At 50.4% G+C, this 15,168-nt stretch carries 12 protein-coding genes, 1 tRNA gene and 3 rRNA genes; 11 read left to right on the plus strand and 5 right to left on the minus strand.

Going from position 1 to position 15,168, the window contains the following annotated elements:
• Nucleotides 1-37 precede the first annotated feature (37 nt).
• The 8 genes from J4728_RS12640 to J4728_RS12675 all read left to right on the plus strand — a co-directional run bounded on the left by J4728_RS12640 (nt 38) and on the right by J4728_RS12675 (nt 8,005).
• Nucleotides 38-280 (plus strand): YhdT family protein, encoded by a 243-nt coding sequence (locus J4728_RS12640; RefSeq protein ID WP_000340018.1) that lies wholly within the window; start codon nt 38-40, stop codon nt 278-280.
• On the plus strand, nt 270-1,721 hold the full coding sequence (gene panF / locus J4728_RS12645) for a sodium/pantothenate symporter (RefSeq protein ID WP_001175750.1): 1,452 nt from the start codon (nt 270-272) through the stop codon (nt 1,719-1,721). Before J4728_RS12640 ends, panF begins: the two co-directional genes overlap by 11 nt.
• 11 nt (nt 1,722-1,732) lie before the next feature.
• The gene (prmA, locus tag J4728_RS12650; protein WP_001145849.1) at nt 1,733-2,614 is read left to right on the plus strand and encodes a 50S ribosomal protein L11 methyltransferase; all 882 of its coding nucleotides are present in this window, start codon (nt 1,733-1,735) and stop codon (nt 2,612-2,614) included.
• A 660-nt stretch (nt 2,615-3,274) separates the two neighbouring features.
• On the plus strand, nt 3,275-4,240 hold the full coding sequence (dusB, locus tag J4728_RS12655; RefSeq protein ID WP_001219664.1) for a tRNA dihydrouridine synthase DusB: 966 nt from the start codon (nt 3,275-3,277) through the stop codon (nt 4,238-4,240).
• A 25-nt stretch (nt 4,241-4,265) separates the two neighbouring features.
• Complete coding sequence (fis, locus tag J4728_RS12660; RefSeq protein WP_000462905.1) at nt 4,266-4,562, plus strand: DNA-binding transcriptional regulator Fis; 297 nt, start codon at nt 4,266-4,268, stop codon at nt 4,560-4,562.
• A gap of 85 nt (nt 4,563-4,647) precedes the next feature.
• Nucleotides 4,648-5,532 carry an adenine-specific DNA-methyltransferase gene (gene yhdJ, locus J4728_RS12665; protein ID WP_000642611.1) on the plus strand — a complete coding sequence of 295 codons (885 nt, stop codon included), beginning with the start codon at nt 4,648-4,650 and terminating at the stop codon, nt 5,530-5,532.
• 82 nt (nt 5,533-5,614) lie between these two features.
• Nucleotides 5,615-5,779, plus strand: coding sequence for a DUF2556 family protein (locus J4728_RS12670; RefSeq protein ID WP_000620015.1), 165 nt, complete (start codon nt 5,615-5,617; stop codon nt 5,777-5,779).
• Between the two features lie 150 nt (nt 5,780-5,929).
• Nucleotides 5,930-8,005 carry a putative bifunctional diguanylate cyclase/phosphodiesterase gene (locus J4728_RS12675; RefSeq protein ID WP_208211830.1) on the plus strand — a complete coding sequence of 692 codons (2,076 nt, stop codon included), beginning with the start codon at nt 5,930-5,932 and terminating at the stop codon, nt 8,003-8,005.
• Between the two features lie 26 nt (nt 8,006-8,031).
• Here J4728_RS12675 and envR read toward each other — a convergent pair whose 3' ends face one another.
• Nucleotides 8,032-8,694, minus strand: a complete 663-nt coding sequence (gene envR, locus J4728_RS12680; RefSeq protein WP_001085725.1) for an acrEF/envCD operon transcriptional regulator — start codon at nt 8,692-8,694, stop codon at nt 8,032-8,034.
• Nucleotides 8,695-9,107: 413 nt separating this feature from the next.
• Between envR and J4728_RS12685 the strand changes: the two genes are divergently transcribed.
• The 3 genes from J4728_RS12685 to J4728_RS12695 all read left to right on the plus strand — a co-directional run bounded on the left by J4728_RS12685 (nt 9,108) and on the right by J4728_RS12695 (nt 13,847).
• Nucleotides 9,108-10,265 carry an efflux RND transporter periplasmic adaptor subunit gene (locus J4728_RS12685; RefSeq protein WP_000160383.1) on the plus strand — a complete coding sequence of 386 codons (1,158 nt, stop codon included), beginning with the start codon at nt 9,108-9,110 and terminating at the stop codon, nt 10,263-10,265.
• A gap of 11 nt (nt 10,266-10,276) precedes the next feature.
• Nucleotides 10,277-13,390 (plus strand): efflux RND transporter permease subunit, encoded by a 3,114-nt coding sequence (locus tag J4728_RS12690; RefSeq protein WP_208211831.1) that lies wholly within the window; start codon nt 10,277-10,279, stop codon nt 13,388-13,390.
• A gap of 235 nt (nt 13,391-13,625) precedes the next feature.
• Nucleotides 13,626-13,847, plus strand: coding sequence for a membrane protein (locus J4728_RS12695; protein WP_000825645.1), 222 nt, complete (start codon nt 13,626-13,628; stop codon nt 13,845-13,847).
• A 755-nt stretch (nt 13,848-14,602) separates the two neighbouring features.
• Here J4728_RS12695 and rrf (J4728_RS12700) read toward each other — a convergent pair.
• The 4 genes from rrf (J4728_RS12700) to J4728_RS12715 all read right to left on the minus strand — a co-directional run.
• Nucleotides 14,603-14,718, minus strand: a 5S ribosomal RNA gene (rrf, locus tag J4728_RS12700).
• A 39-nt stretch (nt 14,719-14,757) separates the two neighbouring features.
• Nucleotides 14,758-14,833 (minus strand) — tRNA-Thr (locus J4728_RS12705).
• A gap of 14 nt (nt 14,834-14,847) precedes the next feature.
• Nucleotides 14,848-14,963, minus strand: a 5S ribosomal RNA gene (gene rrf, locus J4728_RS12710).
• A gap of 102 nt (nt 14,964-15,065) precedes the next feature.
• A 23S ribosomal RNA gene (locus tag J4728_RS12715) occupies nt 15,066-15,168 on the minus strand; the annotation flags it as partial.

A 15,168-nucleotide genomic window follows, 5' to 3' on the forward strand; every position in this document is an offset into this window, starting at 1 on the left:
TACAATTCCCGCTTTCTTCACCCATAAGGGACAAAAAATGGACGCTCGTTTTGTTCAGGCCCATAAAGAGGCGCGCTGGGCGCTGTGGCTGACCCTTTGCTATCTGGCGGCATGGTTAGTGGCTGCTTACTTACCTGGAGACTCGCCGGGAATTACCGGTCTGCCGCACTGGTTCGAGATGGCCTGCTTATTGACGCCGCTGGTCTTTATTTTGCTGTGCTGGGCGATGGTGAAATTCATTTATCGCGATATTTCGCTGGAGGATGACGATGCAGCTTGAGGTCATTCTACCGCTGGTAGCCTATCTGGTCGTGGTCTTCGGGGTCTCGATTTACGCTATGCGCAAGCGTACCGCCGGCACTTTTTTAAACGAATATTTTCTTGGCAGCCGTTCGATGGGCGGGATCGTGCTCGCGATGACGCTTACCGCCACCTATATTAGCGCCAGTTCATTTATCGGCGGTCCCGGCGCGGCTTATAAATACGGTCTGGGCTGGGTCTTGCTGGCGATGATCCAGCTTCCCGCCGTCTGGCTTTCACTGGGTATTCTGGGTAAAAAATTCGCTATCCTGGCGCGTCGCTATAATGCCGTCACGCTTAACGATATGCTATTCGCGCGTTACCAAAGCCGCCTGCTGGTGTGGTTGGCAAGCCTGAGTTTATTGGTCGCGTTTATTGGCGCAATGACCGTACAATTTATCGGCGGCGCGCGACTGCTGGAAACCGCGGCGGGAATTCCCTACGAAACCGGCCTGCTAATATTTGGCGTCAGTATCGCACTCTATACGGCGTTTGGCGGCTTTCGCGCCAGCGTACTTAACGATACGCTACAGGGCCTGGTGATGCTGGTCGGCACGATAGTGCTGCTGGTGGGCGTGGTGCATGCGGCGGGCGGTCTAAGTCAGGCCGTTGACACGCTGCACGCTCTCGACCCCAAACTGGTAACGCCGCAGGGCGCCGATGACATACTTTCTCCCGCCTTTATGACCTCTTTTTGGGTACTGGTCTGTTTTGGTGTGATTGGCCTGCCGCATACGGCGGTGCGCTGCATCTCCTATAAAGACAGTAAAGCGGTACACCGGGGCATTATTATCGGTACGATTGTCGTGGCGATTTTAATGTTCGGGATGCACCTTGCCGGCGCGCTGGGTCGCGCGGTGCTTCCGGATCTGACGGTGCCGGATCTGGTGATCCCAACGCTAATGGTGAAAGTTTTGCCGCCGTTTGCCGCCGGGATCTTCCTTGCTGCGCCAATGGCGGCGATTATGTCAACAATTAACGCCCAACTGCTGCAAAGTTCCGCGACGATCATTAAAGATCTCTATCTCAACCTGCGCCCCGATCAGATGCAAAATGAGATCCGGCTGAAGCGTATGTCGGCAGTGATTACATTACTGCTAGGCGCGCTGTTGCTGCTGGCCGCGTGGAAACCGCCAGAGATGATCATTTGGCTCAACCTGCTGGCGTTTGGCGGCCTGGAAGCGGTGTTCTTATGGCCGCTGGTATTGGGTCTTTACTGGGAGCGGGCAAACGCGGCAGGCGCATTAAGCGCCATGATCGTGGGCGGCGTGCTATATGCCCTGCTTGCCACATTTAATATTCAGTACCTGGGCTTTCATCCGATTGTGCCCGCGTTACTGTTAAGTTTATTGGCTTTTCTGATCGGAAACCGATTCGGCTCTTCCGCTTCGCAAGCCACCGTATTGTCTACTGATAAATAAAGAGTTTTGCCATGCCATGGATCCAATTGAAACTGAATACCACCGGCGCGAATGCTGAAGAGCTGAGTGATGCGCTGATGGAAGCGGGCGCCGTTTCCATTACCTTTCAGGATACGCACGATACGCCGGTTTTTGAGCCGTTGCCGGGCGAAACCCGTCTGTGGGGCGATACCGATGTGATCGGTCTGTTCGACGCCGAAACCGACATGAAAGACGTTGTCGCGATTCTGGAGCAACATCCGCTGCTGGGTGCCGGATTTGCCCATAAAATCGAACAACTGGAAGATAAAGACTGGGAACGCGAATGGATGGATAATTTCCATCCGATGCGTTTTGGCGAGCGTCTGTGGATTTGTCCCAGCTGGCGTGACATTCCGGACGAGAATGCCGTCAACGTGATGCTCGACCCGGGACTGGCGTTCGGTACGGGTACGCACCCCACCACCTCTTTATGTCTGCAATGGCTGGACGGGCTCGATCTCAACGGCAAAACCGTGATCGACTTTGGCTGCGGTTCAGGCATTCTGGCGATTGCCGCGCTGAAACTGGGAGCGGCAAAGGCGATTGGTATTGATATCGATCCGCAAGCTATTCAGGCCAGTCGCGATAATGCTGAACGCAACGGCGTGTCTGACCGGCTGGAGCTGTACCTGCCGAAAGACCAGCCAGAAGCCATGAAAGCCGACGTGGTCGTCGCTAACATCCTGGCAGGCCCATTACGCGAACTGGCCCCGTTAATCAGCGTACTGCCCGTTGAGGGCGGTCTGCTGGGGCTTTCAGGTATTCTCGCCAGCCAGGCGGAAAGCGTCTGCGATGCTTACGCCGAGCTTTTCACTCTCGACCCGGTCGTCGAAAAAGAAGAATGGTGCCGCATTACTGGCCGTAAAAAATAATTCTTGTCAGCGTGGTCGCCCGGCCACGCTTTTCTCCACACAACTGCCTTAACGCCTTTCTGTCACCGAGACATCATTAAATTCATCAAATGAATGCCTGAAATAACTTCTTTGTCACTATCCGTCTGGATAAACAGCTGCTACCAGCGGACAAACGTACTGGCGCTTCAATGGCCCGCAACCATCGCCCTCGTGCTTAGTAAATGCTGTCCGGGTTGTTCTGCAGCATCCGCTAACCCTCTCTTCAACGCAGCTGGAAAAATTTATCCGTGCCATTCATGAACACAAAAGCGCATCTGTGCGCCCCCTTCCGACTGGCAACGGAGAAAAGTCACGCGCAGCGGGAAGTGATCTTGTCCTGAAACGAGACGGCGATCCCATTCATTTGGGGTAATTAGCTTATAAAAAAAGCAGATTATTCCGCTTATCTTGTTTCTGGTCGAAGAAATAGAGAGAAGTTACGGGAATTTGTAAGCTCGTACAAAACCGCCGATAACAAATAACCCTATGATTTTACTGAATTATAAATTTATTTTGCTGTTTTTAAGCACGATTCATTGATCTACAACAGTGGATTGTTCAAAGTTTGGCCTTTCATCTCGTGCAAAAAATGCGTAATATACGCCGCCTTGCAGTCACAGTATGGTCATTTCTTAACTCATGCGCATCGGACAATATCAGCTCAGAAATCGCCTGATCGCAGCGCCCATGGCTGGCATTACTGACAGACCTTTCCGGACGCTGTGCTATGAGATGGGAGCAGGATTGACAGTATCCGAGATGATGTCTTCTAACCCGCAAGTGTGGGAAAGCGATAAATCTCGTTTACGGATGGTGCACGTTGATGAGCCAGGTATTCGCACGGTGCAAATTGCCGGTAGCGACCCTGTTGAGATGGCCGATGCCGCACGTATTAACGTGGAAAGCGGCGCCCAAATTATTGATATCAATATGGGGTGCCCGGCGAAGAAAGTGAATCGTAAGCTGGCAGGTTCAGCCCTCTTGCAGTACCCGGATTTAGTGAAGTCTATACTCATCGGGGTCGTAAACGCAGTGGACGTTCCTGTGACTCTCAAGATTCGCACCGGCTGGGCGCCGGAACACCGTAACTGCGTAGAGATTGCCCAACTGGCTGAAGATTGTGGTATTCAGGCTCTGACCATCCATGGCCGCACCCGCGCCTGTTTGTTCAACGGAGAAGCTGAATACGACAGTATTCGGGCAGTTAAGCAGAAAGTTTCCATTCCGATTATCGCGAATGGCGACATTACTAACCCGCATAAAGCCAGAGCTGTTCTCGACTATACAGGGGCGGATGCCCTGATGATAGGCCGCGCAGCTCAGGGAAGACCCTGGATCTTTCGGGAAATCCAGCATTATCTGGACACTGGGGAGCTGCTTCCGCCGCTGCCGCTGGCAGAGGTAAAGCGCTTGCTTTGCACGCATGTTCGGGAACTGCATGACTTTTACGGTCAGGCAAAAGGGTACCGAATCGCGCGTAAACACGTCTCCTGGTATCTCCAGGAGCACGCTCCAGACGACCAGTTTCGGCGCACATTCAACGCTATTGAGGACGCCAGCGAACAGCTGGAGGCGTTGGAGGCATACTTCGAAAATTTTGCGTAAACAGAAATAAAGAGCTGACAGAACTATGTTCGAACAACGCGTAAATTCTGACGTACTGACCGTTTCTACCGTTAACTCTCAGGATCAGGTAACCCAAAAACCCCTGCGTGACTCGGTTAAACAGGCACTGAAGAACTATTTTGCTCAACTGAATGGTCAGGACGTTAATGACCTGTATGAGCTGGTACTGGCTGAAGTAGAACAGCCCCTGTTGGACATGGTGATGCAATACACCCGTGGTAACCAGACCCGTGCTGCTCTGATGATGGGCATCAACCGTGGTACGCTGCGTAAAAAATTAAAAAAATACGGCATGAACTAATTTCGATTAGCTAACTGCTTGTTTAAAAAGGCGCTACTCGGCATGGGGAAGCGCCTTTTTTATACGCATCACATGGAATTTGGTCATGAAAGCGGAATGTGAACCTCAGTACTTTGGCGATGAATCGAAGAAGATTATTCACGGTGACGCGCTAACAGAACTTAAAAAACTGCCTTCTGAAAGCATTGACTTAATTTTTGCCGATCCGCCTTACAATATCGGAAAAGATTTCGACGGTATGGTGGAATCCTGGGACGAAGCGTCTTTTCTGGCCTGGCTGTATGAATGCATTGATGAGTGCCACCGCGTACTGAAGAAACACGGCACCATGTACATCATGAATAGCACAGAAAATATGCCGTATATCGATCTCAAATGCCGAACGCTTTTTACCATCAAAAGCCGTATCGTCTGGTCCTATGATAGTTCCGGGGTGCAGGCGAAAAAATACTTTGGTTCTATGTATGAACCGATCCTGATGATGGTAAAAAACCCGAAAAGCTATACCTTTAACCGTGACGCGATTCTGGTCGAAACCACCACGGGCGCTAAGCGCGCGCTAATCGATTATCGAAAAAACCCGCCCCAACCATACAATCAGAAAAAAGTGCCGGGCAACGTCTGGTCATTTCCTCGCGTACGTTATCTGATGGATGAATATGAAAACCATCCTACGCAAAAGCCCAGCGCGCTGTTAAAACGGATCATACTGGCCTCTTCTAACCCGAGCGATACCGTATTGGACCCTTTCGCAGGCAGTTTCACCACAGGCGCTGTCGCAGCGGCGTCAGGTCGTAAGTTTATCGGTATTGAACTCAATAATGAGTACGTAAAAATGGGGCTCAGAAGATTGAGCGTCACTTCGCATTATTCAGAAAATGAACTTGCAAAAGTCAAAAAGAGAAAAACACAAAACCTGTCCAAAAAGCAGCGAAATGTCGGGATAAACGCGCTATCTTCAGAGAAGTAAAAGCATTGTAAGTCCGCTTTTCAGCGTCAAAATTTCATGTATATTCCCAGCACGCATGGGCATGAATACACAGGATTTGACGATGATACGTAAGTATTGGTGGCTGGTTGTTTTTGCCGTCTCCGTTTTTCTTTTTGATGCGCTTTTGATGCAATGGATCGAATTGATGGCGACTGAACAGGATAAGTGCCGAAACATGGATTCGGTTAACCCTCTTAAATTGATCAATTGTACCGATCTGGAGTAGCGAATCGGGCGATTTAACCTATGATTATTTATCACCCGGATTTCTTTTATCCCTTATAAAAACAGGGAATTAAAACACGTTGAGGATAAAAGAAGGGGGGATACTGTCTCGTCCTGTTCTTTTCCTGCATAACCAATGAGCTAATGATACATGCCGGTTAGTGAGTACAACCACATCCTTGTGGCGGTTTCATTTGCTGTCGCTATTTTTGCGTCCTATACCGCATTAAATATGGCCGGACGCGTAGCCGGAAGCGCCCGATCAAACGCCAGAATATGGCTAATGGGCGGCGGCTTCGCGCTGGGCGTCGGTATTTGGGCGATGCATTTTGTCGGGATGCTGGCGATGGATCACGCGATGAACATGCGCTTCGATCCGTTCCTCACCGGCCTCTCCATGCTGATCGCGATCGGCTCCTCCCTGTTTGCGCTATGGCTGGTTAGCGCTGAAAAACTGCGCCTGCGCCGTTTACTGCCGGGCGCGCTGGTGATGGGACTGGGCATCAGCGCAATGCATTATACCGGGATGGCGGCGCTGCAATTTGCTTCCATTATCGTCTGGAATAGCGCATGGGTTGCCCTCTCTATCATTATCGCGCTACTGGCGTCCTGCGGCGCGCTGTGGCTCACGTTCCGCCTGCGTCATGAGGGAACAGATGTCGCCCTGAGGCGAGCAGGCGCCGCGGTATTAATGGGGATAGCTATCGCCGGCATGCATTACGCCGGCATGAAGGCCGCACACTTTCCCCAAAACTGGCCGATGGAGCATCGTGGCGTCGATAGCAACTGGCTGGCTGTTCTTGTCAGCGTGGTCGCGCTGACTATCCTGGGTATTACTCTGCTGGTTTCTTTATTTGACGCCCGGCTTCAGGCCCGTACCGCACTACTTGCCTCTTCGCTGGCGCAGGCGAACCAGGAACTGGCGCAGTTGGCGCTGCATGATACGCTCACCCGTTTACCAAACCGGGTACTTCTTGAGGATCGTCTGGAACAGGCCATCAGCAAAGCGAATCGGGAAAACACGTCTTTCGCGCTACTGTTTATGGATCTGGATGGCTTTAAAACCGTTAATGACGCTTATGGTCATGATATCGGCGATAAGCTACTGGTAGCGGTCACGCATCGTCTGAACCAACCGCTGAGCGGGCAGTTTACCCTGGCGCGGATTGGCGGCGACGAATTTGTGCTGCTTGCAGAAGTCAGCGCGCCTGACGAAGCGGCTTCCCTTGCCAGCGCGCTGGTACATTCGATAGATGCGCCCTTTACAATAGATCCGTACGAACTGGTCGTCACCCTTAGCGTGGGAATAGCGCTCTATCCGCTGGACGGAAAAAACGAACGGGAACTGATGTTCAACGCTGATGCCGCAATGTACCACACGAAACATACGGGGCGTAACGGATACCATTTCTTTCAGCCATCAATGAATATGCTGGCGCAAACCCAACTTCAGCTAATGAATGACCTGTGGCTGGCGCTGGAAAGACAAGAGCTCAGGCTGGTGTATCAGCCTAAATTTCAGGCTCCTGCCGGCCCCATTGTAGGATTTGAGGCCCTGTTGCGCTGGCATCATCCAAAACAAGGCGTACTGAATCCTGACCAGTTTTTACCGCTGGCGGAAAAAACGGGTCTTATCGTCACTATCGGTAGCTGGGTGATAGACGAGGCGTGTCGACAGCTCCGCGAGTGGCATTTACAGGGATACGCCTTATGGTCAGTGGCGGTAAATCTGTCCGCCTTACAATTTGAGCAGCCCGGCCTTGTGGACACCATTACGCGGAGCCTGGCCCGACACAGTATCCGTCCCGATTTATTGATTCTGGAAATCACCGAAACCACGGCGATGAACAAGCCAGAGCAAAGCGTCGCTATACTCACCAGATTAACGGAAATGGGGGTTAAGGCCTCTATTGACGACTTTGGCACCGGCTATTCCAGCCTTCTCTATCTGAAACGTCTTCCAGCGTGCGAACTAAAAATTGATCGCGCTTTCGTACATGAACTCAGCGAGGCAGGCGACGGCGCGACCATTGTTGCGGCTATTGTCGCGCTGGCGAAAGCGTTAAATCTGCAAATTGTGGCAGAAGGGGTAGAAAATGAAACGCAGCAACAATTTTTGACCCAGTTAGGATGCCATACGCTTCAGGGGTTCCTGCTTGGCAAGCCGCGTACGGCAGAGGAAATTGCTCGCGATATTCGGGACCCTGCCAATATATTCACAAGGTAAATATATAATATCAACTCAAAATAATCTCAGGCTTCTTCAGCCTGTTGTTCATTTGGCATTAATTGCCTCACACTGCCATCCGGGCTTAGCATTTTTAATACATTATCGACTAATGCAGGCGCCTGCTTATAAAGATCATAACTTGTGGGATTCATTAACCAGTTCTTTACTATTCCGCTAAAACTACCATGCAGAATAATTAATATGACATCCAGATCAAGACTGCCTGAGATCAGCTTTTTATCCATACATCGCTGTAATACTTCAAGCAGCGACTGATGATGGAAACCCATCTTCTCCCGAATGGCCTGTTCCGATATCATACCATTATGGAATTCACATTTATGATATAAAATCTGCATTAATGCCTGCTGACGAGGCACTGCCGCAATATATTGTAAGGCTGCAATAAATTTCTCTCGTAGATCTTGTAAAGGATTATCATTCCAGCATCCCGTAAGCCTATCCTGAATAAGTTCGCGTAAAGGTGGTTGCTGTAACCAAACCTCATTAAACAACTGCGTTTTATTCTCAAAGTGCCAGTAGATGGCGCCCCGCGTGACATCAGCGGCATCAGCGATATCATTCAGCGTCGTGTTGGCAACGCCGCGCAAAGCGAACTGCGCAATAGCGGTTTCAATCAAGTGTTGCCGCGTTTTAAGCGCATCCGCCTTCGTTTTCTTCGCCATAATTAAGATATCCTGGACCATAAAAACGATAAATACGCTGATAAAATACTCAGCACAAAAAACAACTTTATCATGTCCTTTTTAGTCAGACGAGAGACAGCTATTTTTATTTCGCACAATATCGCCAAATCAATAATAAAAACAAATAAATCAATAAAACATATTCATATAAAATATATATTTCTAATTATGTTATTCAACATCATGATTTTACTAATCGGGACATTATGAAACGACAGGGAATAGTTCTTTTTTTTTGCTTTTATGTGCCGTGAACCCTATCCCAAAATAAGTATTGCTTACATCACAAGCTAATAATTTGTAGGATACCCCACTGCTATTCTATTTTTCGCGCGTTAACGCCTTACCGTTATCCGGTGAATAACGAGCTTTCGGTTTTTTAAGGAACAGTAATGACGAAACATGCCAGGTTTTCACTCCTGCCCTCATTCATCATATTCTCTGCTGCGCTGCTGGCCGGTTGTAATGACCAGGGAGATACCCAGGCTCATGCCGGCGAGCCGCAAGTCACCGTCCATGTGGTCGAAACAGCGCCGCTAGCCGTAACGACCGAACTTCCCGGACGTACGTCCGCATTTCGCATTGCGGAGGTTCGCCCCCAGGTGAGCGGGATCGTGCTTAAAAGAAACTTCACCGAAGGTAGCGATGTAGAGGCCGGGCAGTCGCTTTATCAGATCGATCCTGCCACCTATCAGGCCGATTATGACAGCGCTAAAGGCGAACTTGCTAAAAGCGAAGCGGCTGCGGCTATCGCGCACCTGACGGTCAAACGCTATGTTCCACTGGTCGGCACAAAATATATCAGCCAACAGGAATATGATCAGGCGATTGCCGACGCCCGCCAGGCCGATGCCGCCGTTGTGGCGGCAAAAGCCGCTGTTGAAAGCGCGCGTATTAACCTTGCGTATACCAAAGTCACCTCGCCCATCAGCGGGCGTATAGGAAAATCTAATGTGACTGAAGGCGCGCTGGTGACTAATGGTCAGTCAACTGAACTGGCTACCGTGCAACAACTCGATCCGATTTATGTCGACGTGACGCAATCAAGCAACGACTTTATGCGACTCAAGCAATCCGTCGAACAAGGTAACCTGCATAAAGACAGCGCCAGTAGCACGGTTCAGCTGGTAATGGAAAATGGTCAGGTCTACCCGATTAAAGGCACGCTGCAATTTTCCGACGTTACCGTAGATGAAAGCACCGGCTCTATCACGCTCAGGGCGGTTTTCCCTAACCCGCAACACAGTCTGCTTCCCGGTATGTTTGTGCGCGCCCGCATTGATGAAGGCGTCCAGCCCAATGCCATCCTTGTCCCCCAGCAGGGCGTAACCCGCACGCCGCGCGGCGACGCAATGGTGATGGTGGTTAACGATAAAAGCCAGGTCGAAGCCCGCAATGTCGTGGCGGCGCAGGCTATTGGCGATAAATGGCTCATCAGCGAAGGGTTAAAACCGGGCGATAAGGTCATCGTCAGCGGCTTACAAAAAGCGCGACCGGGCGTCCAGGTGAAAGCCACTACCGATGCTCCTGCAGCGAAAACGGCGCAATAAGGTAACCGTACATGGCAAACTTTTTTATTAGACGTCCTATTTTCGCCTGGGTTCTGGCCATTATCCTGATGATGGCTGGCGCACTGGCAATAATGCAACTTCCCGTTGCGCAGTATCCAACCATTGCGCCGCCAGCGGTTTCTATTTCTGCAACCTATCCTGGCGCGGATGCGCAGACGGTACAGGATACGGTTACTCAGGTTATCGAACAAAATATGAACGGTATCGATAACCTGATGTATATGTCCTCTACCAGCGACTCTGCTGGTAGCGTGACCATCACCCTGACCTTCCAGTCCGGAACCGATCCGGATATCGCGCAGGTTCAGGTGCAAAATAAATTGCAGCTCGCCACGCCTTTACTGCCGCAAGAAGTCCAGCAGCAGGGGATTAGCGTTGAAAAGTCCAGCAGCAGCTTTTTGATGGTCGCCGGGTTCGTCTCAGATAATCCGAACACTACCCAGGACGACATCTCTGACTATGTCGCCTCTAACATTAAGGATTCTATCAGCCGTCTGAATGGTGTGGGCGACGTTCAGCTATTTGGCGCACAGTACGCCATGCGTATCTGGCTGGATGCGAATCTGCTAAATAAATACCAACTCACGCCAGTTGACGTCATCAACCAGTTAAAAGTACAGAACGACCAGATTGCGGCAGGCCAGCTGGGCGGTACGCCAGCATTACCGGGCCAGCAGCTTAACGCCTCAATCATCGCCCAAACGCGTCTGAAAGACCCGGAAGAGTTCGGCAAAGTTACGTTGCGCGTCAATACCGACGGTTCTGTTGTCCATCTCAAAGATGTCGCGCGTATTGAGCTTGGCGGTGAAAACTATAACGTTGTAGCGCGCATTAACGGTAAACCGGCCTCCGGTCTCGGTATTAAACTGGCGACCGGCGCTAACGCGCTGGATACCGCAACCGCAATCAAAGCGAAACTGGCGGAGCTGCAGCCTTTCTTCCCTCAGGGAATGAAGGTGGTTTATCCTTATGACACAACGCCCTTCGTAAAAATATCTATCCACGAAGTGGTAAAAACGCTGTTTGAAGCGATTATTCTGGTGTTCCTGGTAATGTATCTGTTCTTACAGAATATCCGGGCAACCCTGATTCCTACCATCGCTGTTCCTGTCGTGTTGCTAGGCACTTTTGCGGTACTCGCCGCCTTTGGCTATTCCATCAATACCCTGACGATGTTTGGTATGGTACTGGCGATAGGGCTGTTGGTTGACGATGCGATAGTGGTCGTAGAAAACGTTGAACGTGTAATGATGGAGGATAACCTTTCTCCCCGAGAGGCGACGGAAAAATCCATGTCGCAGATTCAGGGAGCGCTGGTTGGTATCGCGATGGTACTGTCTGCGGTATTTATCCCGATGGCCTTTTTTGGCGGCTCGACCGGGGCAATTTATCGCCAGTTCTCTATTACTATTGTTTCAGCAATGGCGCTATCCGTTCTGGTTGCGTTGATTCTGACGCCAGCACTGTGCGCTACGCTGCTTAAACCCGTATCTGCTGAACATCACGAGAAAAAAAGCGGCTTCTTTGGCTGGTTCAATACCAGGTTTGACCACAGCGTTAACCACTATACTAACAGCGTAAGCGGCATCGTGCGTAATACGGGTCGCTATCTCATTATCTATCTACTTATTGTAGTCGGAATGGCGGTTCTGTTTTTACGCCTCCCGACCTCCTTCCTGCCGGAAGAAGATCAGGGGGTATTCCTGACCATGATTCAGCTCCCCTCTGGCGCTACGCAAGAACGTACGCAGAAAGTGCTGGATCAAGTCACTCATTACTACCTGAATAATGAAAAAGCGAACGTCGAAAGCGTGTTTACCGTAAACGGCTTTAGCTTTAGCGGTCAGGGACAAAACTCAGGGATGGCATTTGTCAGCCTTAAACCCTGGGAAGAGCGTAACGGTGAAGAAAATAGCGTCGAAGCCGTTATCGCCAGAGCGACACGCGCCTTCAGCCAGATTCGCGACGGGTTGGTGTTCCCCTTCAACATGCCGGCAATTGTCGAGTTAGGTACCGCGACAGGTTTCGACTTTGAACTGATTGATCAGGGAGGACTCGGTCACGATGCGTTAACAAAAGCGCGTAATCAACTCCTGGGTATGGTCGCGAAGCATCCTGATCTATTAGTGCGCGTACGCCCGAACGGGCTGGAAGACACGCCACAGTTCAAGCTGGATGTCGATCAAGAAAAAGCGCAGGCGCTCGGTGTTTCGCTGTCTGATATCAACGAAACCATCTCCGCGGCGTTGGGCGGCTATTACGTTAACGACTTTATCGATCGCGGACGAGTGAAAAAAGTATACGTTCAGGCTGACGCTCAGTTCCGTATGCTGCCGGGAGATATCAACAATCTTTATGTACGCAGCGCCAATGGCGAGATGGTGCCCTTCTTTACCTTTAGCTCAGCACGGTGGATTTATGGTTCGCCACGCCTGGAACGCTATAACGGGATGCCGTCAATGGAACTGCTCGGCGAAGCAGCACCCGGACGAAGCACCGGTGAAGCCATGTCGTTAATGGAAAACCTGGCTTCACAGCTACCCAACGGTATTGGCTATGACTGGACAGGTATGTCGTATCAGGAACGGTTGTCAGGTAACCAAGCGCCGGCGCTGTACGCAATCTCACTCATTGTCGTTTTCCTCTGCCTTGCCGCTCTGTATGAAAGCTGGTCAATTCCGTTCTCGGTAATGCTGGTCGTACCGCTCGGCGTGGTTGGCGCTCTGCTTGCAGCGTCATTGCGCGGTCTGAACAATGACGTTTACTTCCAGGTTGGCTTGTTAACCACTATTGGCCTTTCTGCTAAAAACGCCATCCTGATTGTCGAGTTCGCCAAAGATCTCATGGAAAAAGAAGGACGTGGATTGATTGAAGCGACGCTGGAAGCATCCCGTATGCGTTTACGTCCTATTCTAATGACCTCGCTGGCCTTTATTCTCGGGGTAATGCCGTTAGTTATCAGTCGTGGCGCAGGTAGTGGTGCACAGAACGCAGTAGGCACAGGGGTTATGGGGGGAATGTTAACCGCAACCTTATTAGCTATCTTCTTCGTGCCAGTATTCTTCGTTGTTGTAAAACGCCGATTTAATCGCCATCATGATTAACCGGTAAACAGAGGCGTCTTCGGACGCCTTTTTAAACGGTACGTTTTTATCTCCGCTATTCCCCCTCTCCGCTTACCTCTGCATTCTCCATAGTTTTTACAATTCACATGAATTGAGATGATTCCTCATGTCGGCCATTTTTTCTGTGGTGGTAAAATAACTCTCGTTTTCGCAGCGGTTAGAGCCAGCATTACGTTGCTGTACTTCGCGAAACGCTGATTAATGAGGTAACACCATGAAAAGACTAATTCCAGTTGCATTGCTTACCACCTTATTGGCAGGTTGTGCACATGATTCTCCCTGCGTACCGGTTTATGACGATCAAGGGCGGCTGGTTCATACCAATACATGTATGAAAGGTACAACGCAGGATAACTGGGAGACAGCAGGCGCTATTGCTGGCGGCGCTGCGGCGGTAGCAGGGTTGACGATGGGTATCATTGCGCTTTCTAAATGATACATGCAGGCGCGGCAATGCCGCGCTTTCAGTAATAATATAAAGGTCGTAAGGATACTCAGCGACGTAATCTGTTCAGCCTGTCCCCCGAAAGTTAACACGATAAAACGCTCTCTTTTCTTACTCGCCCATCCCAATAGTATTTATTCTATTCCTTGTCCGATGCAGACAAAATTGTAGCTTGATAGCATCGTAAGCCGCATTAAAAACAGGCTTTATACAGTAAGACTTAGAGCGTGGTCATTAGGCGTAATTATTACAGACAGTCTGGATAAAAACCGGAGCATACACGTAATATCAGCGAATATCTCTATTGCTTATTAGAGGCGTAAGTAAAAGCCGTTTGTACATCTACTTCAGCACGGTTCACATTCGATGGTTCAGGCGGATATATGGCGGGAAATCACGTTGACTAAAACGGTTTTTATCCACTCTACGAAGATGTTGTAAACCCAAAATAATTCGAGTTGCTTAAAGGCGGCAAGGGAGTGAGTCCCCAGGAGCATAGATAACTATGTGACTGGGGTGAGCGACAAATCTGCCGGGAGCAGATTTGAACGTCGCGTGCGACGGCCCGTCAGGGCGAGGCCCATGAATGGGCCGAGTAATCCGTAGCCAACACATAAGCGACTTGAAGTATGAAGGGTATAAACCAAATATAAAACGCGTCGGCGCCATTAACCGATAACTTTTTCCATAGAGAGATAAATGCAAAAAGGCCCAATCTTTCGATTGGGCCTTTTGCTTTATTTGATGTCTGGCAGTTCCCTACTCTCGCATGGGGAGACCCCACACTACCATCGGCGCTACGGCGTTTCACTTCTGAGTTCGGCATGGGGTCAGGTGGGACCACCGCGCTACTGCCGCCAGACAAATTCTTTTTCAAATGCCGAACTTTAACCGTATTAAGTGGTGCTGATACCCAGAGTCGAACTGGGGACCTCACCCTTACCAAGGGTGCGCTCTACCAACTGAGCCATATCAGCACACTAAATTTGATGCCTGGCAGTTCCCTACTCTCGCATGGGGAGACCCCACACTACCATCGGCGCTACGGCGTTTCACTTCTGAGTTCGGCATGGGGTCAGGTGGGACCACCGCGCTAGTGCCGCCAGGCAAATTCTGTTGCCGGAAACGAATCTTTTATCTTTCGTTCCCGAAAATCCGGAATCAGTGCTGAAAATCTTCTCTCAACCGCCAAAACATCTTCGGCGTTGTAAGGTTAAGCCTCACGGTTCATTAGTACCGGTTAGCTCAACGCATCGCTGCGCTTACACACCCGGCCTATCAACGTCGTCGTCTTCAACGTTCCTTCAGGAGA

This window comes from Salmonella sp. 32070601201500089SM, assembly GCF_017573605.1.
Lineage (GTDB): Bacteria > Pseudomonadota > Gammaproteobacteria > Enterobacterales > Enterobacteriaceae > Salmonella > Salmonella enterica.

What these genes read in the sequence shown, in the direction of transcription:
- prmA (WP_001145849.1), top strand. Translation starts at nt 1,733, where the DNA reads ATGCCATGGATCCAATTGAAACTGAATACCACCGGCGCGAATGCTGAA.
- fis (WP_000462905.1), top strand. Translation starts at nt 4,266, where the DNA reads ATGTTCGAACAACGCGTAAATTCTGACGTACTGACCGTTTCTACCGTT.
- J4728_RS12690 (WP_208211831.1), top strand. Translation starts at nt 10,277, where the DNA reads ATGGCAAACTTTTTTATTAGACGTCCTATTTTCGCCTGGGTTCTGGCC.
- envR (WP_001085725.1), bottom strand. Translation starts at nt 8,694, where the DNA reads ATGGCGAAGAAAACGAAGGCGGATGCGCTTAAAACGCGGCAACACTTG.
- J4728_RS12675 (WP_208211830.1), top strand. Translation starts at nt 5,930, where the DNA reads ATGCCGGTTAGTGAGTACAACCACATCCTTGTGGCGGTTTCATTTGCT.
- J4728_RS12670 (WP_000620015.1), top strand. Translation starts at nt 5,615, where the DNA reads ATGATACGTAAGTATTGGTGGCTGGTTGTTTTTGCCGTCTCCGTTTTT.
- J4728_RS12640 (WP_000340018.1), top strand. Translation starts at nt 38, where the DNA reads ATGGACGCTCGTTTTGTTCAGGCCCATAAAGAGGCGCGCTGGGCGCTG.
- dusB (WP_001219664.1), top strand. Translation starts at nt 3,275, where the DNA reads ATGCGCATCGGACAATATCAGCTCAGAAATCGCCTGATCGCAGCGCCC.
- J4728_RS12685 (WP_000160383.1), top strand. Translation starts at nt 9,108, where the DNA reads ATGACGAAACATGCCAGGTTTTCACTCCTGCCCTCATTCATCATATTC.
- panF (WP_001175750.1), top strand. Translation starts at nt 270, where the DNA reads ATGCAGCTTGAGGTCATTCTACCGCTGGTAGCCTATCTGGTCGTGGTC.
- yhdJ (WP_000642611.1), top strand. Translation starts at nt 4,648, where the DNA reads ATGAAAGCGGAATGTGAACCTCAGTACTTTGGCGATGAATCGAAGAAG.
- J4728_RS12695 (WP_000825645.1), top strand. Translation starts at nt 13,626, where the DNA reads ATGAAAAGACTAATTCCAGTTGCATTGCTTACCACCTTATTGGCAGGT.